This window comes from Hoylesella marshii DSM 16973 = JCM 13450 (genome assembly GCF_000146675.1).
GTDB classification, from domain to species: domain Bacteria; phylum Bacteroidota; class Bacteroidia; order Bacteroidales; family Bacteroidaceae; genus Prevotella; species Prevotella marshii.
Genome location: NZ_GL397214.1, coordinates 469896 through 495888, shown reverse-complemented (window position 1 = coordinate 495888; position 25993 = coordinate 469896). Strand labels below are relative to the sequence as shown.

Annotated in this window: 22 protein-coding genes and 1 tRNA gene; 18 read left to right on the top strand and 5 right to left on the bottom strand. The window is 46.7% G+C overall.

Annotated features, from left to right (window positions below; genetic code table 11):
* The first annotated feature begins 170 nt into the window (after positions 1 to 170).
* Positions 171 to 2027: a methylmalonyl-CoA mutase small subunit gene (mutA, locus tag HMPREF0658_RS02110; protein WP_006948218.1), complete on the top strand. Its 1857-nt coding sequence runs from the start codon at positions 171 to 173 to the stop codon at positions 2025 to 2027.
* 52 nt (positions 2028 to 2079) lie between these two features.
* The gene (gene scpA, locus HMPREF0658_RS02105; RefSeq protein WP_006948217.1) at positions 2080 to 4224 is read left to right on the top strand and encodes a methylmalonyl-CoA mutase; all 2145 of its coding nucleotides are present in this window, start codon (positions 2080 to 2082) and stop codon (positions 4222 to 4224) included.
* A gap of 715 nt (positions 4225 to 4939) precedes the next feature.
* On the opposite strand, the gene HMPREF0658_RS02100 is transcribed toward scpA, so the two are convergent.
* Together HMPREF0658_RS02100 and HMPREF0658_RS02095 are read right to left on the bottom strand one after the other, a co-directional pair.
* The gene (locus HMPREF0658_RS02100; protein ID WP_006948216.1) at positions 4940 to 5419 is read right to left on the bottom strand and encodes a low molecular weight protein-tyrosine-phosphatase; all 480 of its coding nucleotides are present in this window, start codon (positions 5417 to 5419) and stop codon (positions 4940 to 4942) included.
* Between the two features lie 14 nt (positions 5420 to 5433).
* Positions 5434 to 7644 carry a RelA/SpoT family protein gene (locus HMPREF0658_RS02095; RefSeq protein ID WP_006948215.1) on the bottom strand — a complete coding sequence of 737 codons (2211 nt, stop codon included), beginning with the start codon at positions 7642 to 7644 and terminating at the stop codon, positions 5434 to 5436.
* A 125-nt stretch (positions 7645 to 7769) separates the two neighbouring features.
* Here HMPREF0658_RS02095 and HMPREF0658_RS02090 point away from each other — a divergent pair, with 125 nt between their 5' ends.
* A complete protein-coding gene (locus HMPREF0658_RS02090) occupies positions 7770 to 9296 on the top strand; it encodes a DUF4301 family protein (RefSeq protein ID WP_006948214.1) in 1527 nt (508 codons plus the stop codon).
* A 44-nt stretch (positions 9297 to 9340) separates the two neighbouring features.
* Here HMPREF0658_RS02090 and HMPREF0658_RS02085 read toward each other — a convergent pair whose 3' ends face one another.
* Both HMPREF0658_RS02085 and HMPREF0658_RS02080 read right to left on the bottom strand, forming a co-directional pair.
* Positions 9341 to 10327, bottom strand: a complete 987-nt coding sequence (locus HMPREF0658_RS02085; protein WP_006948213.1) for a DUF6261 family protein — start codon at positions 10325 to 10327, stop codon at positions 9341 to 9343.
* A 12-nt stretch (positions 10328 to 10339) separates the two neighbouring features.
* Positions 10340 to 10687, bottom strand: a complete 348-nt coding sequence (locus HMPREF0658_RS02080; protein WP_006948212.1) for a hypothetical protein — start codon at positions 10685 to 10687, stop codon at positions 10340 to 10342.
* A 709-nt stretch (positions 10688 to 11396) separates the two neighbouring features.
* On the opposite strand from HMPREF0658_RS02080, the gene HMPREF0658_RS02075 reads away from it, so the two are divergent.
* The 8 genes from HMPREF0658_RS02075 to HMPREF0658_RS02040 all read left to right on the top strand — a co-directional run bounded on the left by HMPREF0658_RS02075 (position 11397) and on the right by HMPREF0658_RS02040 (position 19088).
* Positions 11397 to 11717, top strand: a complete 321-nt coding sequence (locus tag HMPREF0658_RS02075; protein ID WP_006948211.1) for an iron-sulfur cluster assembly protein — start codon at positions 11397 to 11399, stop codon at positions 11715 to 11717.
* A gap of 12 nt (positions 11718 to 11729) precedes the next feature.
* Positions 11730 to 12494, top strand: coding sequence for a UDP-2,3-diacylglucosamine diphosphatase (locus HMPREF0658_RS02070; protein ID WP_006948210.1), 765 nt, complete (start codon positions 11730 to 11732; stop codon positions 12492 to 12494).
* Positions 12495 to 12576: 82 nt separating this feature from the next.
* Entirely contained in the window at positions 12577 to 13290 is a 714-nt protein-coding gene (locus HMPREF0658_RS02065; RefSeq protein ID WP_006948209.1) for a Bax inhibitor-1/YccA family protein, read from the top strand.
* 26 nt (positions 13291 to 13316) lie between these two features.
* Complete coding sequence (locus HMPREF0658_RS02060; RefSeq protein ID WP_006948208.1) at positions 13317 to 14564, top strand: type IX secretion system plug protein; 1248 nt, start codon at positions 13317 to 13319, stop codon at positions 14562 to 14564.
* 362 nt (positions 14565 to 14926) lie between these two features.
* The gene (gene wecB / locus HMPREF0658_RS02055; protein WP_006948207.1) at positions 14927 to 16018 is read left to right on the top strand and encodes a non-hydrolyzing UDP-N-acetylglucosamine 2-epimerase; all 1092 of its coding nucleotides are present in this window, start codon (positions 14927 to 14929) and stop codon (positions 16016 to 16018) included.
* Between the two features lie 80 nt (positions 16019 to 16098).
* Positions 16099 to 16863 carry an SDR family NAD(P)-dependent oxidoreductase gene (locus tag HMPREF0658_RS02050; RefSeq protein ID WP_024990772.1) on the top strand — a complete coding sequence of 255 codons (765 nt, stop codon included), beginning with the start codon at positions 16099 to 16101 and terminating at the stop codon, positions 16861 to 16863.
* 15 nt (positions 16864 to 16878) lie between these two features.
* Positions 16879 to 17595, top strand: coding sequence for an SIMPL domain-containing protein (locus HMPREF0658_RS02045; RefSeq protein WP_006948203.1), 717 nt, complete (start codon positions 16879 to 16881; stop codon positions 17593 to 17595).
* Between the two features lie 143 nt (positions 17596 to 17738).
* On the top strand, positions 17739 to 19088 hold the full coding sequence (locus tag HMPREF0658_RS02040; RefSeq protein ID WP_006948201.1) for an MATE family efflux transporter: 1350 nt from the start codon (positions 17739 to 17741) through the stop codon (positions 19086 to 19088).
* 237 nt (positions 19089 to 19325) lie between these two features.
* Here HMPREF0658_RS02040 and HMPREF0658_RS02035 read toward each other — a convergent pair.
* Positions 19326 to 19415 (bottom strand) — tRNA-Ser (locus HMPREF0658_RS02035).
* A gap of 186 nt (positions 19416 to 19601) precedes the next feature.
* On the opposite strand from HMPREF0658_RS02035, the gene HMPREF0658_RS02030 reads away from it, so the two are divergent.
* The 7 genes from HMPREF0658_RS02030 to HMPREF0658_RS02000 all read left to right on the top strand — a co-directional run bounded on the left by HMPREF0658_RS02030 (position 19602) and on the right by HMPREF0658_RS02000 (position 25695).
* Positions 19602 to 20480, top strand: coding sequence for a cell division protein FtsX (locus HMPREF0658_RS02030; RefSeq protein WP_006948200.1), 879 nt, complete (start codon positions 19602 to 19604; stop codon positions 20478 to 20480).
* A gap of 20 nt (positions 20481 to 20500) precedes the next feature.
* Entirely contained in the window at positions 20501 to 20761 is a 261-nt protein-coding gene (locus HMPREF0658_RS02025; protein WP_024990770.1) for a DUF3098 domain-containing protein, read from the top strand.
* On the top strand, positions 20758 to 21606 hold the full coding sequence (locus HMPREF0658_RS02020; RefSeq protein WP_006948198.1) for an undecaprenyl-diphosphate phosphatase: 849 nt from the start codon (positions 20758 to 20760) through the stop codon (positions 21604 to 21606). Before HMPREF0658_RS02025 ends, HMPREF0658_RS02020 begins: the two co-directional genes overlap by 4 nt.
* Positions 21606 to 22307 (top strand): tRNA pseudouridine(55) synthase TruB, encoded by a 702-nt coding sequence (gene truB / locus HMPREF0658_RS02015; protein WP_006948197.1) that lies wholly within the window; start codon positions 21606 to 21608, stop codon positions 22305 to 22307. Before HMPREF0658_RS02020 ends, truB begins: the two co-directional genes overlap by 1 nt.
* 82 nt (positions 22308 to 22389) lie before the next feature.
* Positions 22390 to 23586 (top strand): tRNA preQ1(34) S-adenosylmethionine ribosyltransferase-isomerase QueA, encoded by a 1197-nt coding sequence (gene queA, locus HMPREF0658_RS02010; RefSeq protein WP_040557809.1) that lies wholly within the window; start codon positions 22390 to 22392, stop codon positions 23584 to 23586.
* A 9-nt stretch (positions 23587 to 23595) separates the two neighbouring features.
* Positions 23596 to 24006: a 2-amino-4-hydroxy-6-hydroxymethyldihydropteridine diphosphokinase gene (folK, locus tag HMPREF0658_RS02005; RefSeq protein WP_006948194.1), complete on the top strand. Its 411-nt coding sequence runs from the start codon at positions 23596 to 23598 to the stop codon at positions 24004 to 24006.
* A 141-nt stretch (positions 24007 to 24147) separates the two neighbouring features.
* Complete coding sequence (locus HMPREF0658_RS02000) at positions 24148 to 25695, top strand: DUF438 domain-containing protein (protein ID WP_006948193.1); 1548 nt, start codon at positions 24148 to 24150, stop codon at positions 25693 to 25695.
* Positions 25696 to 25993 lie beyond the last annotated feature (298 nt).

The following is a 25993-nucleotide window of genomic DNA, read 5'->3' as shown; positions in this document are numbered from 1 at the left end:
TTTTTATTTCCCCTATACGGATTGTTTTTTATAAAAATCTTATTTACAGGTTACCATATATGCAAAAAAAACATTATATTTGCATGCAGAATAGGCAGATAGACCATGTCTTGTTCTTATTTACGTAACAATTTAAAAACATTATAAACTTATTATTTAATACACAAACTATGGCAAACAAAAAAGAAAGACTCTTTGGAGAGTTTCCCGTGCCTACTACCCAAGATTGGCTTGATAAGATTCAGGTCGATTTAAAAGGGGCAGATTTTCAAAAAAAGTTGGTGTGGCGAACAAATGAGGGTTTTGACGTACAACCTTTTTATCGTCGTGAAGATGTCTTGAAACTGAAGACACCTGAGGCATTGCCGGGCGAATTCCCGTTTGTAAGAGGCAATAAGAAAACCGATAATTCGTGGTTTGTGCGTCAGAACATTCTTTGTGACGATGCCAAAAATGCCAATGAGAAAGCAAAAAAACTACTAACGAAAGGCATTACTTCCTTTGGTTTTAAGGTGCCCAAAGCATTGCTCTCTGCCGAATATGTGAGCACATTGCTGGATGGAATCGACTGCGAGAAAATAGACGTTAACTTTTCTACCTGCAAACGCCGCAGCTTAGATTTGGCACAGATGTTGGCCGATTATTTCACGGCTAAGGGTTATGACAAACAGAAAGTGATGGGGTCTATCGAATGGGATCCCATGGAGAAAATCGTAAAACGGGGAGTGGATGTTACTCCTATCCTGTCTAAAGCATCTGAATTGATATCCATCTTGGCAGAATATCCCCATTTCCGCGTAATAGCAGTCAATTCTTCTACATTAAACAATAGCGGTGCCTATATCGTACAAGAGTTAGGCTATGCTCTTTCTTGGGGTAATGAATACATGAACCTGCTGACATTGCAGGGTGTGGATGCAGACGTAGCGGCTAATAACATTAAGTTTAACATGGGCATTACGGAAAACTATTTCATGGAGATAGCCAAATTTCGTGCGGCCAGAATGTTGTGGGCAGAGATCGTGAAACAGTATAAGCCGAAGGATATAGACAGTTGTGAGATGGTGGTAAATGCCTCTACATCTGAATATAACATGACTTTATTCGACAGCTATGTTAATATGCTGCGGTCACAGACAGAAGCCATGAGTGCAACTTTGGGCGGCGTTTATTCTTTAGTTGTTACCCCGTTTGACAAATGCTATAAACAGCCGGACGACTTCTCCGAGCGCATAGCACGCAATCAACAGCTACTGCTGAAAGAAGAATGTCACTTCGATAAAGTAGTAGACCCCTCAGCTGGTTCTTACTATATAGAGGAATTGACCACTCACTTGGCAGCAGAGGCATGGAAACTGTTCTTGAAAATAGAGGATGAAGGCGGTTTCTTGGAGGCTTTGAAGAAAGGTGTTATACAAGACGATATCAACGCGACAAACGCCAAACGCCATGAAAATGCAGGTAAGCGGAAAGAGTTCATACTGGGTACTAACCAATTCCCCAACTTCACAGAGAAGTCGGAGGGAAAAACTCCCATTACTTGCGATTGCGGTTGTGGCAGTCATGAGGAAGGCACATTTAAACATATCAACAGCAAGAGGTTGGCTTCTGATTTTGAAGACCTCCGCATTCAGACCGAAAACAGTGGTAAGATTCCCGTTGCTTTCATGCTGACGATTGGTAAGCTGGCATTCCGTCAGGCACGCGCACAGTTTAGTTCCAACTTCCTTGCCTGTGCAGGTTATAAGGTTATCGACAACCTCGGTTTCAAAACAGTGGAAGAAGGCGTGGATGCCGCACTGAAGGCTAATGCCGATATTGTTGTGCTGTGTTCCAGCGACGACGAATATGCCGAATATGCAATACCCGCATTCAAATACCTGAATGGTCGTGCCATGTTTATCGTTGCAGGTGCTCCGGCTTGCATGGACGACTTGAAAGCAGCAGGCATAGAGAACTTTATACATGTAAAGAGTAATGTTTTGGAAACTCTGAAAGCATATAATGCTGCACTTGGAGTGAAGTAATTCGTTATTCTAATATAATGTACGCGTGTACATATAATAAAGTAAAACCATTATGAGAAAGAATTTTAAAAATATAGATATATTCGGCGGTATTAAATCTGTCAATGGAAACGAATGGCAGAAGAAGAACGGTATTACCGCCAATTGGAAAACTCCGGAGCACATAGAGGTAAAACCCGTCTACACAAAGGAAGACCTCGATGGTATGGAGCATTTGGATTTTACATCGGGTCTGCCACCTTTCCTGCGTGGTCCGTACTCTATGATGTATCCGTTCCGCCCGTGGACAATTCGTCAGTATGCAGGTTTTTCCACTGCGGAGGAATCCAATGCTTTCTATCGTCGTAACCTTGCCAGCGGCCAAAAAGGTCTGTCTGTGGCTTTCGACCTACCTACCCATCGTGGCTACGACCCCGATAACGAACGTGTGGTAGGAGATGTGGGTAAAGCCGGCGTATCTATCTGCTCGGTAGAGAACATGAAGGTACTCTTTGACGGTATTCCTTTGAATAAGATGTCGGTATCCATGACCATGAATGGTGCCGTGCTTCCCATCATGGCTTTCTATATTGTGGCCGGTTTGGAACAGGGCGCAAAGCTCGAAGAAATGGCAGGAACCATCCAAAACGACATCTTGAAAGAATTTATGGTGCGTAATACATATATTTATCCACCTGCTTTCTCGATGCGTATTATCAGCGACATCTTCGGATATACGTCGAAGTATATGCCCAAGTTTAATAGTATTTCTATTTCGGGATACCACATGCAAGAAGCCGGAGCCACCGCAGATATTGAGCTTGCCTATACGATAGCCGACGGTTTAGAGTATGTGCGTTCAGGTGTAGCCGCAGGCATCGACATCGACGCTTTTGCTCCTCGTCTTTCTTTCTTCTGGGGTATCAGTATGAACCACTTTATGGAGATTGCCAAGATGCGTGCTGCACGCATGCTTTGGGCTAAGGTTATCAAGCAATTCAATCCGAAAAACGACAAGTCGCTTGCACTTCGTACGCACTCGCAAACCTCGGGTTGGTCACTCACGGAGCAAGACCCGTTCAACAACGTTGGCCGTACTTGTATTGAAGCCATGGCTGCCGCACTCGGTCACACACAGAGTTTGCATACCAATGCTCTTGACGAGGCCATCGCCCTACCTACAGACTTCTCCGCACGTATCGCCCGTAACACGCAGATATATGTGCAGAACGAGACGAAAATATGTAAGGAAATCGACCCGTGGGCTGGTTCCTATTATGTGGAAAGTCTTACCAACGAACTCGTGCACAAAGCATGGGAGCATATTCAGGAAGTAGAGAAACTCGGCGGTATGGCCAAGGCTATCGAGACCGGTATTCCCAAGATGCGTATCGAAGAGTCGGCAGCCCGCACGCAGGCTCGTATCGACAGTGGTGTACAGACCATTCTTGGTACCAATAAGTATCGCCTTGAGCATGAAGACCCCATCGATATTCTGGAGGTTGACAACTCGGCTGTTCGTCGTCAGCAGGAAGAAGCCTTGGCGCAGTTAAAGGCTCACCGTGACGAGCAAAAGGTGAAAGAAACACTTGCTGCCCTGACCGAATGCGTGAAAACCGGTGAGGGTAACCTCTTGGAAAAGGCCGTAGAATGTGCAAAAGTGCGTTGTACGCTCGGTGAGATAAGTGATGCTTGTGAAGTAATAGTAGGTAGATATAAAGCTGTGATTAGAACCATTTCTGGTGTATATTCTTCTGAGAGTAAGAATGACACCGATTTCGACAAGGCATGCGAACTGACACAAGAGTTTGCAAACAAGGAGGGACGTCGTCCTCGTATCTTCGTTGCTAAGATGGGACAAGACGGACACGACCGTGGCGCAAAGGTAGTGGCAACGGGATATGCCGACTGTGGTTTCGACGTAGACATGGGACCGCTGTTCCAGACACCCGCTGAAGCAGCCCGCGAGGCAGTGGAGAACGATGTGAATATTGTGGGCGTCAGTTCATTGGCTGCCGGTCATAAGACCCTCGTTCCGCAGTTGATAGCCGAGTTGAAGAAGCTCGGACGTGAAGACATCATGGTGATTGCAGGCGGTGTAATACCTGCGCAGGACTACGATTTCCTCTACAAAGCAGGTGTTGCAGCCATCTTCGGCCCTGGTACCAGCATAGCCAAATCGGCATTGACGATGATGAACATCCTTTTGGATAAGTAAATCCTGATTCATTCGATAGAAGAGTCTGTTCTGATAAGGGCAGGCTCTTTTTTATATCTATACGTGAGTTCGGGATAAGGCAATCGGACTGTAAGCCCCGAGGGGGCGTAAGACCTTAGACAGGGTGTGAAGCTCGAAAGAGCACCACCCCTGATAAGTATGTGTAGAAAGTGCCCCCCGTAGGGGTGACGGAGGATTGAGAGTTAGTGCTCTGCCGCCCCTTCAGGGCTTAGATAGTGAGTATCCACGATACAGGAGCTACGCTATCGCTTACCCCTGTCTAAGGTCTGTTGCCCCTTTGGGGCTATTGGATAAGATTCTCTTATCCCGAACTCGCGTATCAACTTTGTCGTTGCATCGCTTACCAAGAAGCAACGAGCTGGTTTAAAGCATAGCTATTACTGTCTTATCTCTTAGCTTTGACGCCGTCAGAGCATAGCTTTCACACGCTCAAAGCTATGCTCTTTCAGATACGTCTATATAATGTTGTCACTCAATGATTTATCTGTGTGATAGCCCTTAAACTTTATATGGGGGGGAAAGGTTTACCGGAGAGCAATAAAAAACAAATACAGATGAAAATTAATTCAAGACCAATAAAGGAACTAAACTTCTCAACACCAAGACAATAGTTTTACAACAGAGTTACATAAACGCCCACTTGCTAATGGAATCTGCGAAGTTATTCACGATAACAGGCACTGCGGAGCACTCGTCATTGCCGAAAAAGATGGGTAAGGAGTCCCTCGCAGCCGTCCTCTATCAGGTCGAGTGCCCGATTGAACTCCGCATCGCTACCATAGTAGGGGTCAGGAACGTCGGCGATACCTTTGTATTTCGTGAAGAAATCTCTCATTTTCCATACCTTATTCTTTTCCATTTCGTCGGTAGCGAGCGAAAGGATGGCGCGGTAGTTCTCATCGTCCATTACCACAATGTAGTCGAAGTTGTGGAAGTCGGGTAGGGCGAATTGTCGCGCTCTACTGTCGAGTATATAGCCGCGATGCAGGGCATGACTACGCATGCGTCGGTCGGGCAGTTCGCCTATGTGCCATCCGCCGATGCCGGCAGAGTCTATATAGAGGCTGTCGGCCATGCCGGCTTCTTCCGCTTTCTTCTTCATAACACCCTCGGCAGCCGGCGAACGGCAGATATTTCCTAAACAGATGAACAGGAGAGATTTCTTTTCTTTCATGGGAATAGTTGTGTTTATTGTCTGATAACCTGTTTTACGCCACGCACGGTACGCAATCGCTTGAGCAGCATATCGAGTTTCGAAGTGTCTTCCAGCATCACCTCAATGTATCCGCTGAAGAGACCATCGTGTGAATCGATGTTGATAGCGCGCATCGTGATATTGTTTTCTTTGGAAATGATACTGGTAATATTGTTCACGATACCGATGTCGTCGTTACCCACTACTTTGAGTCCGATGCTGTATTGATTAGATCCCTTGCCGCTCCATTTCGCTTTTACCATGCGATAACCAAACCGTTTGCGCATTTCGGGAGCATTGGGACAGTCGGTTCGATGAATTTTGATACCCCCATTGACAGTCACAAAGCCAAACACCTCATCGCCGTAAATGGGACGACAGCATTTCGCCAGCTGATAGTCTATACCTTTCAGATTGCTGTCTATCACCAACACGTCGTCATTTTTCTCGGACTTCTCTTCCTCCGGCCCCGTATAGCTGAACTCCTCGGCACTTCTTGCAGGTGTATTCCCAGATAAGTTCTGGTCGTGGCGACGTATCTCCTGATACTTCTCGATGACCGTGTTGAGGTCTAAATCGCCGTCGGCAATTTTCTTATAGAAGTCAGACACCTCCTTGAAACCTAACTTCTGGATGAGATGCGACATGGAACTCTCGTCGAAATCTACCTTTCGGTTTTTCATCCTACGTTCCAACATTTCTTTGGCATATAGGCCGTCTTTTACCTGTGTCTCTTTTAACGCGAGTTTAATTTTTGTCCTTGCCCGCGAGGTTTTTACAATCTTCAACCAGTCGCTCTTGGGCTTTTGTGTTGCCAAAGTCATCACCTCCACTTGGTCGCCCGAATGTAGTTTCTCACGTATGGAGACGTTTTTGTTGTTAATGCGCCCGCCTACACAGGCATTACCCACTTTGGAATGGATATGATAGGCAAAGTCGAGCAACGTTGCGCCTTTGGGAAATTTAAGCAAATCGCCTTTAGGTGTGAACACGTAGACCTCGTCTTCATAGAGATCCATCTTGAATTGATCCATGAGTTGCAGGTCGTCGTTGTTCTCAAGTGCCGCCCTGATATTGTTAAGCCATTCGTCGAGCCCACTTTCCCCTTTGATTCCCTTGTATCGCCAATGAGCAGCCAACCCCCGTTCGGCCACTTCATCCATTCGCTCTGTTCGTATCTGCACTTCCACCCACTTGTTCTCCGGCCCGAGCACAGTAATGTGCAGACTTTCGTATCCATTGGATTTTGGTACTGAGAGCCAATCGCGCAATCGTTTAGGATTGGGCTGATACATGTCGGTAATAATAGAGTAGACCTGCCAGCAGTGCATTTTTTCAAGGTTCATGGGCGAATTTAAGATAATGCGGATAGCAAAAAGGTCGTATATCCCTTCGAAGCCGCATTTCTGCTTCTTCATTTTCTGCCAAATGCTGTGGATGCTCTTGGTGCGTCCTTTGATATGGAAATGCAGGCCGGATGCCGACAATTTCTCTTGTATCGGTGTAATGAACCGCTCTATGTAACTGTCGCGCGCTGCCTTGGTGGCGTTGAGTTTTTCTTTGATATGATAATAGGCATCGTGTTCAAGATATTTGAGGCTGAGATCTTCCAATTCGCTCTTCAGTTTATAGAGTCCCAACTTATGTGCCAATGGAGCGTATAGATATCCGGCCTCTTCGCTCACCCGCCTCTTCGCTTCTATGTTGTCGGAGTCGCGTATCTGCCGCATGAGGTTCACGCGGTCAGCTATCATGATAAGAATCACGCGCATGTCTTCGGCAAATGACAGCAACAGATTTCTGAAGTTCTCACTTTCAATGGCGGGCGTTCGTTTATAAAGGTCATGTATCCTCACGAGCCCTTGGATGATATGTGCCACACTTTCGCCGAACGAACGGCTCACTTCCTCGACAGAAGAACTACCGCTGATAACACCCGTATAAAGCAGAATAGCCAACACACCGTCGCGTTTCAGCCCGATTTCTTCTACTGAAATCAAGGTGGTCTGCATGCCCAAGAGAATCGGGTTGAGGCCGAACACGTCGCGTTGGATGAGGTTCTTGTCGATAGAACGCTTCAGATACTCGCGCAACCGCTCTTCGTCGCCGGCGAGCAACGTGTCGCCAATCAGCCTTTTCAGTTGTCCGATGATGTGCAAGGTCTCTTTCCGTTCCTCGTTTGTAAAGATGAATTTTTCCTCCATGAATACTGTTCCTTCGTTAGTTTTCCTCTGATAATCGGGGTAGCGCAAAGGTACAAATTTTTCAATGAAAAGTTCCGTATTCAGTGAAAAGTAACTATATTTGTCGCAAAATACTATTAAACACCATGAACAGATTAGAGAAGAAAGACTTTGAGCAACTCTCTCAAAGAGGAATATCCGAAAAACAGATAGAACGCCAATTGGCACAGTTCGCAACAGGTTTCCCCTTCCTGAAGATTGAAGCGGCGGCCACAATCGGCCACGGTATGATGGCTGTAGATGCAAACGGCCGCAAAGAATTCATCGACAAATGGCATGCCTATAAGAAGAGTGGCGACCATCGCATCCTGAAGTTCGTGCCGGCCAGCGGAGCAGCCAGCAGAATGTTTAAGGATATGTTTGAGTTCTTGCAGGCCGACAACCCCGAGCCGGTCACCGAATTTGAAAAGACCTACTTCGCAGGGATTCACAAATTCGCCTTTTACGATAAGCTCTCCGCCGCATGCAAGCACCATTTGGGCAAAAGCATCGACCAACTCATGGCCGAGGGGAAACATAAAAACATCGTAGCATTGATGCTCAATGAAGACGGACTCAACTACAGCCGATTACCCAAGGGATTGTTGCTCTTCCATCGCTATCCCGCCGGTGTGCGCATGCCCGTAGAGGAACATCTCGTAGAGGGCGCACTCTATGCAGAAAGCAATGGCGAGGTGAACATCCATTTCACCGTCTCCCACGAGCATTTGCACCTCTTTCAATCGCTCATTGCCAAGCGACAGAACGACTATGCCACGCGTTTCAATGTGAAATACAACGTCTCCTTCTCCGAACAGAAACAGCATACCGATACCATCGCCGTGAACCCCGACAACACGCCTTTCAGAAATGCAGACGGCACACTGCTCTTTAGGCCGGCCGGACACGGCGCACTGATAGAAAACCTCAACGACATCGAGGCCGACATCGTATTTATCAAAAATATCGATAACGTTGTACCCGACCGCCTCAAAACCGACACCACCGAGTACAAACAGCTCATCGGAGGCATTCTCGCAGACCTTCAAGCGCAGACCTTCCGCCATCTCGAACTGCTCGATACGCACCATTACACCCGCAACGAACTGATGAAAATCGTCGCATTCCTCGAGCAGGCATTCTGGTGCATACAGCCCGACATCGCGCAACTGTCCGACGACGCACTCGCTGCCTATCTGCACAAGAAGCTCAACCGACCCATACGCGTCTGCGGCATGGTTAAAAACGAGGGAGAACCCGGCGGAGGCCCCTTCATCACACGGAATAACGACGGCTCCACCGGCCTGCAGATTCTCGAAAGCAGCCAGATAGACAAAAACGACCCGAAAGCCATGGAAATGTTCAAAAAAAGCACGCACTTCAATCCCGTAGACCTCGTGTGTGCCATCAAAGACTATCGAGGACGCAAATTCCACCTGCCCGACTACGTAGACACTGCCACCGGCTTCATCAGCAACAAAAGTAAGGACGGAAAAGAACTCAAAGCCCTCGAATTACCCGGATTGTGGAACGGAGCCATGAGTCATTGGAACACCGTCTTTGTAGAAGTGCCCCTCACCACGTTCAATCCGGTGAAAAACGTAAACGATTTGTTGCGCGAACAACATCTCTGACCCCGTTCACCCGCTTCCGCCCCAACTGCTGCAAGTTCCCATGCTTACAGCAGTTTTTCTTTCGCCCCTGCCGATGGTTCTTTGTTTATTTTCTTGTCATTCTTTTTCCGTCTGCTCCTTTCCCCCGCCTTTTCCTCTTCTCCGCCACCATCGCTCTTCGTTTCTACCGGAAAATCCTCTCCGCCGCCACTGCTTTCGACAGTTTTTTCCATTTTCTCCTCTCCGATGCTATCCTCATCGACGGTTTCTGCAATAACAGACTCTTGTTCGCCCTTGCCGCTCTTGCTTTTTTTATTTTCAAACGGAATGATATCATCGCCGCTCCTCCTTTTTCTTGCTGCTTTACGCAAAGTGAGGGTGAGTTTACGGTTATTTACCAATTTATTATATCGGATGATAAGAGAACTGAGACCTATCGTATCAGGCTCTAAATCACTTAATGAGGTAATGCGTAGTATAATGGCATTGATAGCCTTATCGGTCATGGCGCGCGATCGTCTTACCTGTGCAGTAGGAATAGGAGCTTTGGCCGAGAAGTGTTTCAGAAACAATTGACTGAAGGCGTCATTATCAGCTGATAATTGATCTAAATCAGACTTGGCTCCGAGTAGGGTAATCAAGGGTTCAAATTTCTCATCTCTCAAATCTACCATAAGATTTCTTATAGAACCCGTTTCATAATCATTACTTGACGAAGGCACTCTTGGATAACGTTTTAAAACCTTACCGACCTCTTCTGCCGCCTTACGTATAGCTTCCGAATGCCTATATTTTCCCGAAGCTACGCATAGGCAAAAGGCTCTGTAAGATTCGTCTCTTGCCTTGTCGAGTACTTTTAATTCTTTTGTATACTCTTTTTCCCGGGGCAGATTGAGTACTTCTTCTTCTGCATCAATAGCGGCTTTAAGCGCCGGTAGTAATGAATTCAGTTTCTTAATGTCGGCCTCCTTACTTATTTTATAAACATGAATAGCAAACTGAGAATGCTCCAGATTTTGGAGATGACTCTTCTTTAAAGTCTTTAATTTCATAGCTGTTCTTATTTAATAGTTAATTATTGATACGCTAACAATAGCCGAAGCCTTGATTTTCTTTTTTATACATACTTCGGTATAGGGCAAATATAGTGATTTTTTCTTTATCCTATCATTTTTTATAGCAAAAAACACTTTTTTCCTTGTTTTCCTATCAAAATCTATAGTCGAAAATAGGTAATTGTCTATTTTCCTATCCAAATCTATAGCCGAAGATAGGTAATTGCCTATTTTTCTATCCAAATCTATAGCAGAAGATAGGTAATTACTCATTTTCATATCAAAATCTATAGCCGAAGATAGGTTATTTCTCATTTTTACATCCAATTTTATAGAGAATGGTAGGTTATTTCTCATTTTTACATCCAATTTTATAGAGAATGGTAGGTAAAATTACTTTTTATATGCGTCGGCCGCGGCCGACGATAGCTCACATTAACTTTTATTTGCGTCGGCCGTGGCCGACGATAATTTTATTATGTTTTATTCACGTCGGCCGCGGCCGACGATATTTCTATTAACTTTAATTCACGTCGGCCATGGCCGACGATACTATTTTAATCATTTAACCACCATCGGCCACGGCCGACGATATTATTTTAAACATTTAACCATCATCGGCCGTGGCCGACGATACTATTTTAATCATTTAACTGCCATCGGCCGCGGCCGATAATATTATTTTAAACATTTAACTATCATCGGCCACAGCTGACGATACTATTTTAAACATTTAACTGCCATCGGCCGCAGTTTCTGATACTTTATCATTTGTTTAACTATCGTCGGCCAAGACTTCTATCCTTATTTTAGATATTTACTTATCGGATGCTATGGCAGATAAAAATTTACCGAAATTTTTCCTTATATCCGGAGTGCATGCAGAGACTTAAAAGAAAAAGGAAGATGGTTCGGGGCAATGGATTGTGAGGAGTGGATCGGTTGGCCTGCTGTGGGGAGACACGGGCGTTGGATGGGGCTTCGATAACGTTAATCTTCGCTTTTCTTGCGGTTATTTAGGCTATTTTTTGTAAGTTTGCACAAGTAATCAACACATCAAACAGTCATGACACAAGAAGAAAAGACAAGGATTGAAGAGCGCATCGTAGACGTGCTCAAGACGGTCTATGACCCCGAGATTCCCGTAAACATCTACGACCTCGGACTTATCTATAAAGTGGATTTGCAAGACGACGGCACGCTCGACCTCGACATGACATTTACGGCTCCGGCTTGTCCGGCTGCCGACTTCATACTCGAAGACGTGCGCCTGAAGGTGGAAAGCGTGGAAGGGGTGAAGAGCGCGAATGTGGAGTTGGTGTTCGAGCCGGCATGGGACCAGAGCATGATGAGCGAAGAGGCTCGGGTGGAATTAGGGTTTGAGTAATCGGCGCTTGTCATGAAGAATGTCTATTTTCTTTCCGATGCCCATTTGGGTTCGCTGGCCATCCCTCACGCTCGCATGCAGGAGCGGCGTTTGGTTCGTTTTCTCGATTGCATCAAGGATAAGGCCTCAGCCATCTACTTATTGGGCGATATGTTCGACTTCTGGAATGAATATCGCTACGTTGTGCCGAAAGGTTTTACACGCTTCCTCGGAAAGATTTCCGAACTGACGGATAGGGGTGTGGAAGTGCATTTTTTTGTGGGCAACCACGACCTTTGGACTTACGGATACCTCGAGGAAGAGTGTGGCATGATTGTGCATAAACAGCCGATGACGACAGAGATTTACGGCAAGGTGTTTTTCCTTGCCCACGGGGATGGATTGGGCGACCCCGACCATCCATATCAGCTGTTGCGCAAGGTGTTTCATAATTCTGTCTGCCAACGTTTGCTCTGTGCCATTCATCCGCGATGGGGGATGGCGCTCGGACTGAATTGGGCGAAGCACAGCAGAGGCAAACGTCCCGACGGTCGCGAGCTTCCCTATCTCGGAGAGGACGACGAATATCTTGTGCAATTCAGCAAAGCCTATATGAAGGAGCACGAAGACGTGGATTTCTTCATCTACGGTCATCGCCACATAGAACTCGACTTGATGCTTTCGCGCAAAGCCCGCATGCTTATCTTGGGCGATTGGATATGGCAGTTTACTTATGCTGTGTTCGACGGCGAACACCTCATCATGGAGCAATACATAGAAGGCGAGAGTCGTCCTTGACACGTTCGGCATGCCTTTTGCAATTTTTTCTACGGGGATGTCCCCATCAAAACAACGTATCAACCTATAAAAAGAAACGAAAATGAATGAACAGGAATTAACCAGATTTATGAGGGAAAAAGACGGCGCCTTGTCGCTCGCATTCCCTGCACTCATGCGTAAAGTCTACGTATGGATGAGCCTTGCACTTATCATTACCGGTATCACGGCTTACGGTGTGGCCTCATCGCCCGGCCTCATCACAGCGTTTTATACCAACCAGATGCTGATGTGGGGCGTAGTCATCGCCGAGTTTGCGCTCGTCTTTGCCCTCTCCGCAGCCCTCAACCGTTTGTCTCTCTCCGTGGCGACGCTTCTGTTTGTCGTATATTCGGTGCTCAACGGCGTGATGTTCTCTTCCATTTTCCTCGTGTACACGATGTCGTCGGTGGCCAATGTATTCTTTATTACTGCGGGCACTTTTGCCGCCATGGCCGCTTACGGCTATTTCACAAAGAGCGACCTCACGACCTTGGGCAAGTATCTGTTTATGGCACTGATAGGCCTTGTGATAGCCACGGTGGTGAATATCTTCGTAGGTAGCAGTATGCTCTCTCTCGTTATAAGCTATGCCGGCGTATTGATATTTGTAGGACTGACGGCCTACGACTCGCAGAAAATCAAACAAATGCTCGCGCAGCAAGTTGATGCCGATGAGACCGCGCAGAAGGTTGCACTGTTCGGCGCACTGACTTTGTATCTCGATTTCATCAACCTCTTTCTCTATCTGCTCCGCCTTCTTGGCAACAGACGGTAACGTGGCGCAGACCTCCTTCGTATGATATGGGTATGAGAAAAGTCTTTTTGCTCCTTTTCATGGTAGTGGCTGGCTGTCTCCATGCGCAACGTAACGAGATATTCGACCCGCGGATCGCCTCTCTGCAGGTAGTGGCAGGCAGCAGATGGCAGTCTCTTCCCGTCGTGATGCTCGGTAGCGGAGAAGCCATTCATATTGCATTCGATGACCTTACTCATACCTATCACCGTTACACCTATCGTATCGACCACTGCGAAGCCGACTGGAGTATCTCGCGTGGACTCTTTGCAAGCGACTACATCAGTGGTTTCTATAGCGGCAATACCATCGACGACAACTGCGAATCTGTGGGCACCAACACGCTCTACACGCACTATCAGTTGCGCATTCCCAATGAGCGGTGCACTTTGAAGATGAGTGGTAATTATCGTCTCACAGTCTTTGATGACAACAACGACGACCAACCGATGTTCACAGCTCACTTCATGGTGGCCGAAGCTGCCATGGGGGTGAGCCTCGGTGTCTCTACCAATACGGATATCGACCTTAACGGCAGCCATCAGCAGGTAGATATGCAGGTGAATTACGGCGGACAGACGGTGATTGATCCTGCCCGACAACTAAAGACCGTCGTCCTGCAGAATGGACGTTGGGACAATGCTGTGGTCAATCCACAACCGCGCTACGTGATGCCCGAAGGTCTGCGATGGACTCACGAACGCAGCCTTATTTTCGAGGCGGGTAATGAGTATCGCAAGTTCGAGGCTTTGGATGTAGACCGTCCCACCTTAGGTGTGAACGAGATTCGCTGGGATGGGCGGGATTACCACGTGATGCTTTATCCCGATGAAATTCGCCGGAACTACGTTTACGACGAAGATGCCAATGGTGCGTTCTATATCCGCAACAGCGACAACCACGACAACGACTGTGCTTCAGAGTATGTGGTGGTGCATTTCACGCTCCATGTTTCTCAACCCGTAGCGGGCGACGTGTATCTCAATGGAGCATGGACAAACGACCGATTCCTACCCCAATACCGCATGGAATACGATGCCGCAGCACATTGCTATCGCTGCGCCATATCGTTGAAGCAAGGCTATTATTCCTACCAATACGTGGTGCTGCACGGCGATGGCTCTGCCACGGTCTTCCCCATCGAGGGTAGTTTTTATCAAACGGGGAACCGCTATCAGGCATTGGTCTATTTTCGTGCCAATGAAGCACGTGCCGACCGACTGGTAGGATACACGGAAATAGACTTCAAACGGTAAGCAGACATACCATGGTCGAATAGCGCGGGCGACAGTACTCCATACCTTCCTATTTGTAAGAACTATCCTTTCGCCTTGTCAGAGCATAGCTTTGAGCTTGTGAAAGCTATCTTTTCACGGCGTTAAAGCTATGCTTTTTCATTTTTATTTCTATCCTCCTCTTTTTCAGCTGTTTATACTTTCCCTTTTTAAACGTTCTTTTAGGTGCATAGAAAGGCTAACGGATGATTCCTACGCAGGTAGAAAAAATGCCATGAAAAATGTTGGTGTACATGTAAAAATAACTACCTTTGCATAAGGGTAGGTTGCACTTAGCAGACTAAAAGTCATTTTGAAAGGAAAAAGAAAGGAAATAACTATCAATGAAAGTATGTATCGTTGCAGGAGCACGACCTAATTTTATCAAGGTCGCTCCTATCATCAGAGCCATTCATGCTGCAAAAGTAAATGGAAAAGATATTGATTTCGACCTCGTATATACGGGCGAAGAAAGCGATAAGACATTGGAAGAGTCGTTGTTTACCGACCTGTCTATCCCTCGGCCGGATGCTTTCTTAGGCGTAGAATGCGAACGCATGAACGAACTGACGGGACGAGTCATGTTTGAGTTTGATAAATACCTCGACGCACATCCTGCCGATGTCGTCATCGTTGTAGACGATTTAGCCTCTACGATGGCTGTTTCCATTGTCTCGAAAAAGCGCGGTCTCATGCTTGCACATCTCGTAGCCGGTACCCGTTCGTTTGACATCAACATGCCGAAAGAAATCAACCGCCTTGTCATCGACGGCCTTTCCGACCTGCTCTTCATTGCCGGTGCCGGTGCCAACAACATCGTAGCACGCGAAGGGGCTGAAACTTCGCGGGTCTATATGGTGGGAAACATATTGATAGATACCTTGCGTTTCAATTATACAAGAATGGTGCGTCCCGACATTCTCAGCGAACTGAACCTCGTAGATGGCGATTATATCGTCTTTACACTCAACCGCAAGGCACTCATTGCTCATCCTGAAAATCTGCAAAGGATGCTGACAGCCATGATACAGAATGCCGCAGGAAGCCCTATCGTTGCACCATTGCGTGCTGATGCCGCAGCAGCCGTTAAGAGTTGTTTAGACAGTCTGCCTGCTCATTTCCATCTTGTGTCGCCTCTCTCTTATTTAGAATTCGGCTATCTGACGGCACATGCGCGCGGCATCGTTACCGATTCGGGCAATGTGGCTGAAGAGGCAACGTTTAACAGGGTGCCTTGTATCACACTCAACAGTTATACCGAGCATCAGGAAACAGTAACTGTGGGGTCGAACCTGCTTGTGGGAGAAGATGCCGATAAGCTGGGTAAAGCCGTGAAAGACATCGTTTCGGGCACATGGAAAAAATGTGCCATTCCCGAAAGATGGGACGGTCGGAGTGCGGAACGCATCGTGAGCATCCTGCTCGAAAACAAATAGATAGCGATGTGCACAAAGTGGATAGGGGAGAATTCCCTATCTTGCGTAAGAAAATAGAACAATACATAAACCTGAAAATCATGAAAAATAAAATCGTATTGATTACCGGCGCAACGAGCGGAATAGGTGAAGCCTGCGCCAGACGCTTTGCTCAAGGCAACTTCGACTTAATTCTCACCGGACGAAAACGCGAACGATTAGATGCACTGCAACAGGAGTTGAAAAGTGAGAAGACCGATGTGCTCACGCTCTGTTACGACGTAAGAGACCGCAAAGCCACTATGGCTGCTGTGGAAAGTCTGAACGGGAAATGGCAACAGGTCGATATTTTAATCAATAATGCAGGGTTGGCATTGGGGCTGGAACCCGAGTATGAAGGTGATATGGACGATTGGGAAACCATGATAGACACCAATATCAAAGGGTTGCTCACGATGGTACGCCTCGTGGTACCCCGCATGGTGTCACGCAACAGCGGCCATGTTATCAACATAGGGTCGGTAGCCGGTGATGCCGCATATGCTAACGGAGGCGTATATTGCGCAACAAAAGCAGCCGTAAAGACGCTCGGCGACGGGTTGCGTATCGACCTCGCCCACACTGCAGTGAGAGTAACAACGGTGAAACCGGGGCTTGTGGAGACTCATTTCAGCATTACTCGCTTCCATGGCGACAAGCAACGCGCCGATGGAGTGTACCAAGGTATTTGTCCGTTGACGGGCGATGACATTGCCGACGTTGCATTTTATGCCGCCAATGCTCCTGCCCATGTACAGATAGCAGAAGTGTTGGTATTGGCTACCCATCAGGCCAATGGCAATACCATTTATCGAAATAAACAATAAACAGGAGGATTTGCAATGAACAAAGAATGGATGAACAACCGCGTAATTTGTGCCGTTATTCTATCACTGGGTATCATCGTACTCGGATTGAGTCTCAAAACCGGCATTGATAACTTTACCAATAAAGACCGAAAAGTGACCGTCAAAGGTTTGGCCGAAAAGGAAGTGGAAGCCGATAAGGTAACGTGGCCTATTGTATCAAAGGAAATCGGTAACGATTTACCTTCCCTTTACAACAATATGGCGGTAACACAACGCATCATCAAGGCTTTCTTGCTCAAAAACGGTATTCAGGCATCGGAGATTCAGGTCAATGCTCCTGCGGTGATAGACCTCAACGCCGAGCAGTATAGTACGAATGAACGGCCTTACCGTTACAATGTGACTGCTACTATGACTGTCACGTCGCGCAACGTGAAACTTGTCCGTGGCATCATTGCCCGGCAAGGCGAGTTACTCAAACAGGGCGTGGCCATCGTTGAGGGAGGTTATGACAATTCTGTCAGATACGAATATGTTTCATTCCACTCAATGAAGCCAAAGATGATGGAAGAGGCCATTGCTAATGCCCAAAAGACGGCACAACAATTTGCACAAAACAGCAACAGCACACTCAGCAAGATTATAAGTGCCGACCAAGGACAGTTCTCTATCGAAGACAGAGATACGAATACACCTTACATCAAGAAGGTGCGCGTGGTGACAACCATCACTTATTCGCTGAAAGACTAAACATGTCATCCATATTAACATGGTAGATGAACAGTCTAATGATTGATTTGAGTTTATAATAAGGTGGGAAACAGTGTCTCGTTTCATGACAGAAAGAAGCATGGAACGAGACTTCTTTTTACATCGAAGCATACGAACGACAGATGGAAATAAAAGCCGATAACTATACATATCTTACCCAAGGTGCTATCCACAAAGTCATTGTCAAAATGGCTCTGCCAACGATTGCAGGCATGTTGGTAATAGCTTTCTACAACATGGCTGACACCTTTTTCGTAGGACAGATAGATACGCAGTCTACAGCAGCCGTAGGCATCGTATTTTCGGTCATGTTTTTCATCATGGCCGTTAGCTTCTTTTTTGGTAATGGGTCGGGTAATTACATTTCAAGAGAGCTTGGTGCACAGCGGAAGGCTAATGCCGAAACGATGGCCTCTACCGGATTCTTCTATGCTTTGGCAGCCGGCATCGTCATGATGCTTGTGGGTGAGGTTTTGCTTACTCCACTTTCAATATGGCTGGGCAGCACGCCAACCATTTTGCCTTATACGGAAGATTACCTTAGAATTATTCTCCTCGGGGCACCGCTCATGACCTGCTCGTTTACACTGAATAACCAGATGCGCTTTCAAGGCAACGCTTTCTACTCCATGCAGGGTATTGTGAGCGGTGCCATCGTGAATGTTATACTCGACCCCATTCTCATTTTCGGCTTCGATATGGGTGTTCGCGGGGCAGCCATTGCTACGGTTATCGGACAGTTTGTGGGCTTTCTCGTCTTACTAAGCCTGATGAGAAAGGGTGGCAACATACCCGTGAATCTGCGGAAAGTATCTTTTTCAGTCGTCTATATAAAGGAGATTGTTGCCGGAGGTACTCCCTCGCTCTCTCGACAAGGCCTTAGTTGTGTGGCTACGATACTGCTCAATGTCAGTGCTGCAGCGTTTGGAGATGCTGCAGTGGCAGCTATGTCGATAGTAAACAGGTTTTGTCTGATAGTGATGGCTTGCGTAATCGGCTTCGGACAGGGCTTTCAGCCGTTCTGCGGTTTCTGCTACGGCGCTGGTCTCTACCGACGTGTGAAACGTGGTTTTTGGTTTTCTGTCAAGACATGCTGTGTCTTCTTGTTGTTGTGTTGTGTGCTCGGATGGTTCTTTTCAGCAGACATTATCGAACTGTTTCGCAGAGATGCCACCGTGATTGCCGTAGGAACAGACGCTCTACGCTGGCAGCTGGCAGCATTGCCGCTGGCCGGTCTGACAACGATTAGTAACATGTTGATGCAAACTATTCGAAAACCCATCCGTGCCAACTTGCTCGCTTCGGCACGCAGCGGTCTTTTCTTCATTCCGCTTATCATTGTTCTTCCCCGTTGCTTTGGGCTTATGGGGGTAGAGATGTGTCAAGCTATGAGCGATGTTTGTTCAGCCGTCATTACCGTGCCTATTATCCTGTCAGCTTTTAGAGAGATGTCCGCAGAAGAACGGACATAGCTTGTTAGCTAACAAAAAGATGGTCTACACCCCTCTATTGCCTTACTCTCTATAAACCCAAATCGGTCATGAAACAGTTCATCCATCCTTTCCAATGGGGATGATATGTGCTTCCTATCATCTTTAACGACCGAGTGGGGATAAACAAAAAACGCTGTAAAATCCAAGTTCTACAGCGTTTCACGATTCATTTAAACTATTATTCTGACTTTTTCATTAAAGTCTTATATTCGACAATGGCGGAAGCTGGGGGATTCGAACCCCCGGTACGGTAACCCGTACGTCAGTTTAGCAAACTGGTGGTTTCAGCCACTCACCCAAACTTCCTTTCTATTAGCGTGACTAATAAAATGCGATGCAAAAGTACAAAAAACTTTTGTATCTCCAAACATTTCATTGTTTTTTTATGTAATATGCAATTATCTGGATGGTTAATAGTGGTTAAACTGTTGTTATCTCGCATTTTTTTTTGTTACTTTGCAACTCACTTAGTGTATCATATCCGCTAAAAAAATGGGAAACAGGCGAAAGAAACACGGCAGCCGGCATGGTTTACAGGCCGTTACTCTTTGTATCAGCATCTCTTTGGTGCTTATTTTGTTGGGCATGGTAGTATTTTCAGTACTCACAGCGCACAATCTTTCTTCTTACGTAAAAGAAAATATTACTGTAACGATGATGTTAGGTGAGGATATGACTACTCCTGAAGCACAAGTGCTTTGCAAGAAGTTGCAAACACGTCCCTATATTAATCATGTAGACTTTATCAGTAAAGAGCAGGCGTTACGAGAGCAAACGAACGAGATGGGGTCAGACCCCTCCGAGTTTCTCGGCTTCAATCCTTTCGTCGGCTCTATCGAGTTGCAGTTGAAAGCCGATTATGCCAACACCGATTCTTTAGCATGGATTTCCAAAGAACTGAAACAAAACGCTAAAGTAACAGATATTACGTATCAGAAAGGCCTAATGGAAAGTGTGAACGACAATCTGAAACGTGTCAGTATCGTGTTGCTCGTATTGGCCGTATTGCTTACCATCGTATCGTTCTCACTCATTAACAGCACTGTAAAGCTGAGCATTTATTCGCGTAGATTTGCCATCCACACCATGAAACTCGTAGGGGCTTCGTGGGCATTCATCAGAAGACCGTTTATCAAAGCTGCTGTGACCGAGGGCATTGTCTCGGCTTTTGCTGCCATCATCGTATTGAGCGGATGCCTCTATGCTTTGTTTTATTATGTGCCGGAGGTTTTAACGGTGGTAACATGGCAAGTGTTGGCCATCATGGGAGCCACCGTTTTGTTGTTCGGCATCTTGATTACCACGTTTTGCGCATACCTCTCGGTCAATCGGTTTTTGAAGATGCGGGCAGGCGATTTATACAAGATTTAAAGGAATAAACAGATATGGAAATAGATAAAAGAAATTTTGCGTTCGGCAAAATGAACTTTATTTTGTTGGCCGCCGGTATGGTGATAGTTCTCATCGGTTTTGTGTTGATGAGTGGATCGGGATCCTCCGAGAAGGCATTCAATCCGCAGATATTCAGTGCTATGCATGTGAAAGTGGCACCAGCTGTCTGCTTCATTGGATTTATATCCATTGTATTTGCCATTTTGCACAAACCGAAAGATACGGTTGAAGAAACGAAGGAGAACACCAAAGAAGAATGACAACACTCGAAACCATTATCCTCGCAATCGTAGAAGGATTGACAGAATTTCTGCCGGTATCGTCTACGGGGCATATGATTATTACCCAAAATCTGCTGAATATGGAGAGTACGCCTTTTGTTAAGGCGTTTACGGTCATCATACAGTTTGGTGCCATTTTATCGGTGGTTGTGCTCTATTGGAAACGTTTCTTTCGGCTGAACACCACACCACCCCCTGCCGGCAGTTCACGTTATGAAGCTTTTCGGCACAAATGGGACTTTTATTACAAGTTGCTCATTGCCTTTCTTCCCGCAGCAGTTATCGGTTTTTTAGCCAATAAGCTCATTGACCGTCTTTTAGGTTCAGTGTTGGTGGTGGCAACGATGCTCGTTGTCGGAGGTATCTTTATGCTCTTTTGCGACCGCCTCTTCAATAAAGGCGACGAAAAAACGAGCCTTTCCGAAGGCAAAGCTTTGAAGATAGGCTTCTTTCAGTGTCTGGCCATGATTCCGGGAGTATCCCGTTCCATGGCTACCATTGTGGGAGGAATGGCACAAGGGCTTACTCGGAAGAGGGCGGCGGAATTCTCTTTCTTCCTCGCAGTGCCCACCATGTTTGCTGCAACCTGCTGGGATTTGTATAAATTGGTAAGAGATGGAGGTTTGGAAACACTTTCCGCCAATATGGCTCCTTTGCTCATTGGGTCTGTGGTGGCGTTTCTCGTAGCCATGGCAGCTATCAAGGGGTTTGTGAACTTTCTCACCAAATACGGTTTCAAGGCATTCGGTATCTATAGAATCCTTGTCGGAGGCTTTATCATCATATGGCTTCTGGCAGGTCATCCATTAGCAATGGTAGACTGATGAATTTCAAAGAAGGCGAAATAATCTGTATAGACAAACCGTATGGCATGACGAGTTTCGGTGCATTGGCTCGTGTGCGTTATCTCATCTCGAAGCGGTTGAGGGTAAAGAGAGTGAAAACCGGACATGCCGGAACGCTCGATCCTTTGGCTACGGGTGTACTCATCTTATGTACGGGAAAAGCCACTAAGCGTATCGAGGCTCTGCAGTTGCATACCAAGGAGTACACAGCCACGCTGCAACTTGGTGCTACTACGCCCAGCTACGACATGGAACACGCTGTAGATGCCACTTTTCCCACTGCCCATATCACACGGCAGCTCATAGAAGAAACATTGAAACAGTTTCAAGGAGACATAACTCAAAAGCCTCCCACCTACAGCGCCTGCAAAGTAGGCGGAGACAGAGCCTACGCTCTGAGACGTGCCGGCAAGGATGTGGAATTGAGCCCCAAGCAGATACGCATAGACAAAATAGAACTCACGGACTTTGACCCTGATACGATGCTGCTCTCTATCCGCGTTGTATGTGGTAAGGGTACTTATATCAGAGCCTTGGCACGCGACATAGGGAAAGCCCTTGGCAGTGGTGCATATCTTACTTCCCTGTGTAGAACAAGAGTAGGCGATGTGAAACAGGAAGACTGCATACGACTCGATGATGTTCCGCAATGGCTCGACCGGCAAGAAGTGGAAGGTTGAGAATCGTTTGCCAATCACCTATCGGCACAGAGATTATTCCAACAGAAAACGATATTATACAACGAAAGGATTCCATATATATATGAAGCTATCACAATTTAATTTTAAGCTCACAGACGATAAGGTGGCACTTTATCCCCATACCGATGAACACAGAGTGACTAACGCCGAAGGCAAAAAATCGGTCTTCAAAGTGAAGCGAAGAGACGAATGCAAGCTCATGGTGCTACATCGGAAATCACAGAAGATAGACATGTATAAGACCGATAAAGACGGTAAGCCGCTGAAAGACAAAAAGAAGAAACCCGTATTCCTCGACTTCCGTAATATACTCGACTACTTCGATGAGGGCGATGCCTTTATTTTCAATGATACGAAAGTATTCCCCGCCCGTCTTTATGGCACGAAAGAGAAGACGGACGCTAAGATTGAAGTGTTTCTCCTGCGTGAGCTTAACGCAGAAATGCGCCTCTGGGACGTGCTCGTAGAGCCGGCGCGAAAGATTCGCATCGGCAATAAACTCTTTTTCGATGATAGCGGTACCATGGTGGCCGAGGTTATCGACAATACCACAAGCCGAGGTCGTACACTGAGATTCCTTTACGACTGTCCGCATGAAGAGTTCAAGCGAGAGCTGTATGCCTTGGGAGAGGCACCTTTACCTCGCTATATCATAGACCATAAAGACAAGGACGGAAATCCAGACCGACCGACTTTGGAAGAAGATTTCGAAGACTTCCAGTGTGTATTTGCTAAAAACGAAGGGGCAGTCACGGCACCGGCCACAGGGCTGCATTTCAGCCGAGAACTGATGAAGCGCATGGAAATCAAAGGTATCAATTTTGCATTCATTACATTGCATTGCGGATTGGGCAACTTCAACAATATAGAAGTGGAAGACCTGACGAAGCACAAGATGGAGTCGGAACAGATGTACATAGGGGCAGAAGCCTGCCGAACAGTCAATGAGGCGAAGAAGACGGGGCATCGAATCTGTGCTGTTGGTTCGAGCGTTATCAAAGCTACGGAGACTGCTGTCGGCCCAGATGGCCAATTGAAAGAATACGATGGATGGACAAGCAAGTTTATTTTCCCACCCTATGAGTTTGGCTTGGCCGATACGATGGTAGCCAATTTCTATCATCCTCTCTCTACTTTGCTCATGGCAACAGCGGCCTTTGGGGGCTATGACCTCGTGATGGAAGCCTATGATTTGGCACTGAAAAATGACTATAAGTTCGGATGTTACGGCGATGCCATGCTCATTCTAAACGACTGACGCGCAGCTATGCACACTGTATATTTTAGCCTTGGTGCCAACCTCGGCGACAGGCAACAGACAATGTGTCGAGCAATTGAACAATTGGAAGCGAGAATCGGTGCCGTAGTGCGCCGTTCCTCGCTTCATGAAACGAATCCTTGGGGATTCCAATCAGCCAATAAATTCCTCAATGCCGCAGTCTGTTGTGCTACCGAACTCTCACCTCATGAGGTTCTCAACCGCACACAAGAGATTGAGCGCAGTCTCGGACGCACACATAAAACCCATAACAGGCAATACCATGACAGGGCTATCGACATAGATATCCTCCTGTTTGATGACCTGCATATCCATGAGGATAACCTCACCATCCCCCATCCGCTCATGCACGAACGCGATTTCGTGATGGCTCCTTTGCAAGAGATTCTCCCCCGATAACCGGCAGAAAAGACTCTGCCTTTGTCCTTAATCGGTTGGTGATTTAATCTTTTTTAAGTCCCTCACGGCACATTTGTTACCTTACACACAACATTTTACCTTTATCTTCGCGCCGAATATTTATCTAAAACATCACCGAACATGGAAAATAAGATGATACAACACCTTCCGAAAATCGACCAAGAGAAAATGAAGATACTTCTTCAAATAGAGGAAGAGTTTGAAACCGGTAAGCTGACACTCGATGAGGCACGCAAACAACTGAAGGAGAACGTGGGACAAATCAAGCCCTATCACATAGCCTATATTGAGCAGAATCTGATGGATAATGCACCCGACGATGAGTGCCTGCGTGTAGATATGAAGATGACGCTCAGCCTCTTGCGTGATGTCCTCGACACTTCCCGCCCCGAAGATTTGCCCGCCGACCATCCCATTATGTGCTATTACCGCGAGAACGATGAGATGCGCAAGGTGCTTCTCGCAGTGGAAGACCTCGTGCAATATCCTCTTATCAAGAATCAATGGCTGGAACTCTACGACCGTCTGAAAGAATACACCAAGCACTTTGCCCGCAAGCAGAACCAACTCTATTCTATGCTCGAGCGGAAAGGCTTTGACAAACCCAGCACCACGATGTGGATGTTTGACGACATTGTACGCGATGAGATACGAGACAATCGCCGTCTGCTTGAAGAAGACAAAGACGATGAGTTCATCGCCGCACAGCAACAACTGCTTGACCACGCGCGAGACCTCATGAATAAAGAAGAGACCATTCTCTATCCCACATCACTCGCACTCATCACTCCCGCAGAGTTTGAAGAGATGAAGAGCGGCGACCACGAGATAGGGTTTGCCTTTATCGGCCATCAAATGGAGAAACCCGTATCACCGCAGCTCTCGGCTTCTACGTCTGATACCACCGGATTGGCTGCCGACCTGCAGGCCTTGTTAGCGAAATACGGTATGAATGTGGGTGCAAACGCAGCCAACACACCTCTTGATGTGAGCAATGGAAAGCTCACGCTTGAGCAGATTAATCTCATTTACAAGCATCTGCCTATCGACATTTCGTTTGTAGACGAGAACGAACTCGTATGCTTCTATTCCGATACCGACCACCGAATCTTCCCTCGAAGCAAAAACGTGATTGGCCGCGAGGTCACGAACTGTCATCCACGAAAGAGTGTTCACATTGTGAAAGAGATAATAGAGAAATTCCGAAACGGCGAGCAAGATAAGGCCGATTTCTGGATTAACAAGCCCGACCTCTTTATCTATATCACCTATGTGGCTGTGAGAGATGCCCAAGGTCGCTTCCGCGGTGTCCTTGAAATGATGCAGGATTGCACTGCCATCCGTGCCATGCAAGGGTCTCAAACCCTGCTCACATGGTCGGGAAGGGAAGAGACAGCTGTTAAAGAAGAGCCGGAGGAGACTCCGACAACGACGATGGCAATAGACGAAATTACCCCGGAGACACGTCTCAAAGACCTTTTAGCAACCTATCCTGCACTGAAGAAACGACTGCCGGAAATAGCCTCGGAGTTTAAGATGCTCAATACACCGCTGGGCAAACTCATGATTCCCAAAGTCAATGTACGCATGATGAGCGAACGTTCCGGCCTCGCGTTGGAAACGCTCATTGAGCGACTGAAAGCCATTTTATCAGAAGAGAAACCGTAAGGGCCTGCAGCCTTTTCGTCACGTAACATTTATTTTGTCCCTCAATAGCTTATTGCGGTTGAGGGCAAAATATTTTTTTAAGAAAACATTTGCGTGTTTCACAAACTTTATTTACCTTTGCCGGCACTATGCAAAGAAAAGGAAACCATAACCCAATGAATGCGGTGCAGGAAAATGTGTGTTTTTCTGCATCTTTTAACGCTTTATATTTGCATACACCGGAAAAAAAGTGTAACACACACACACACACACACACACACACACATTCGCACCGTCGATCAGATAATACTTTAAACGT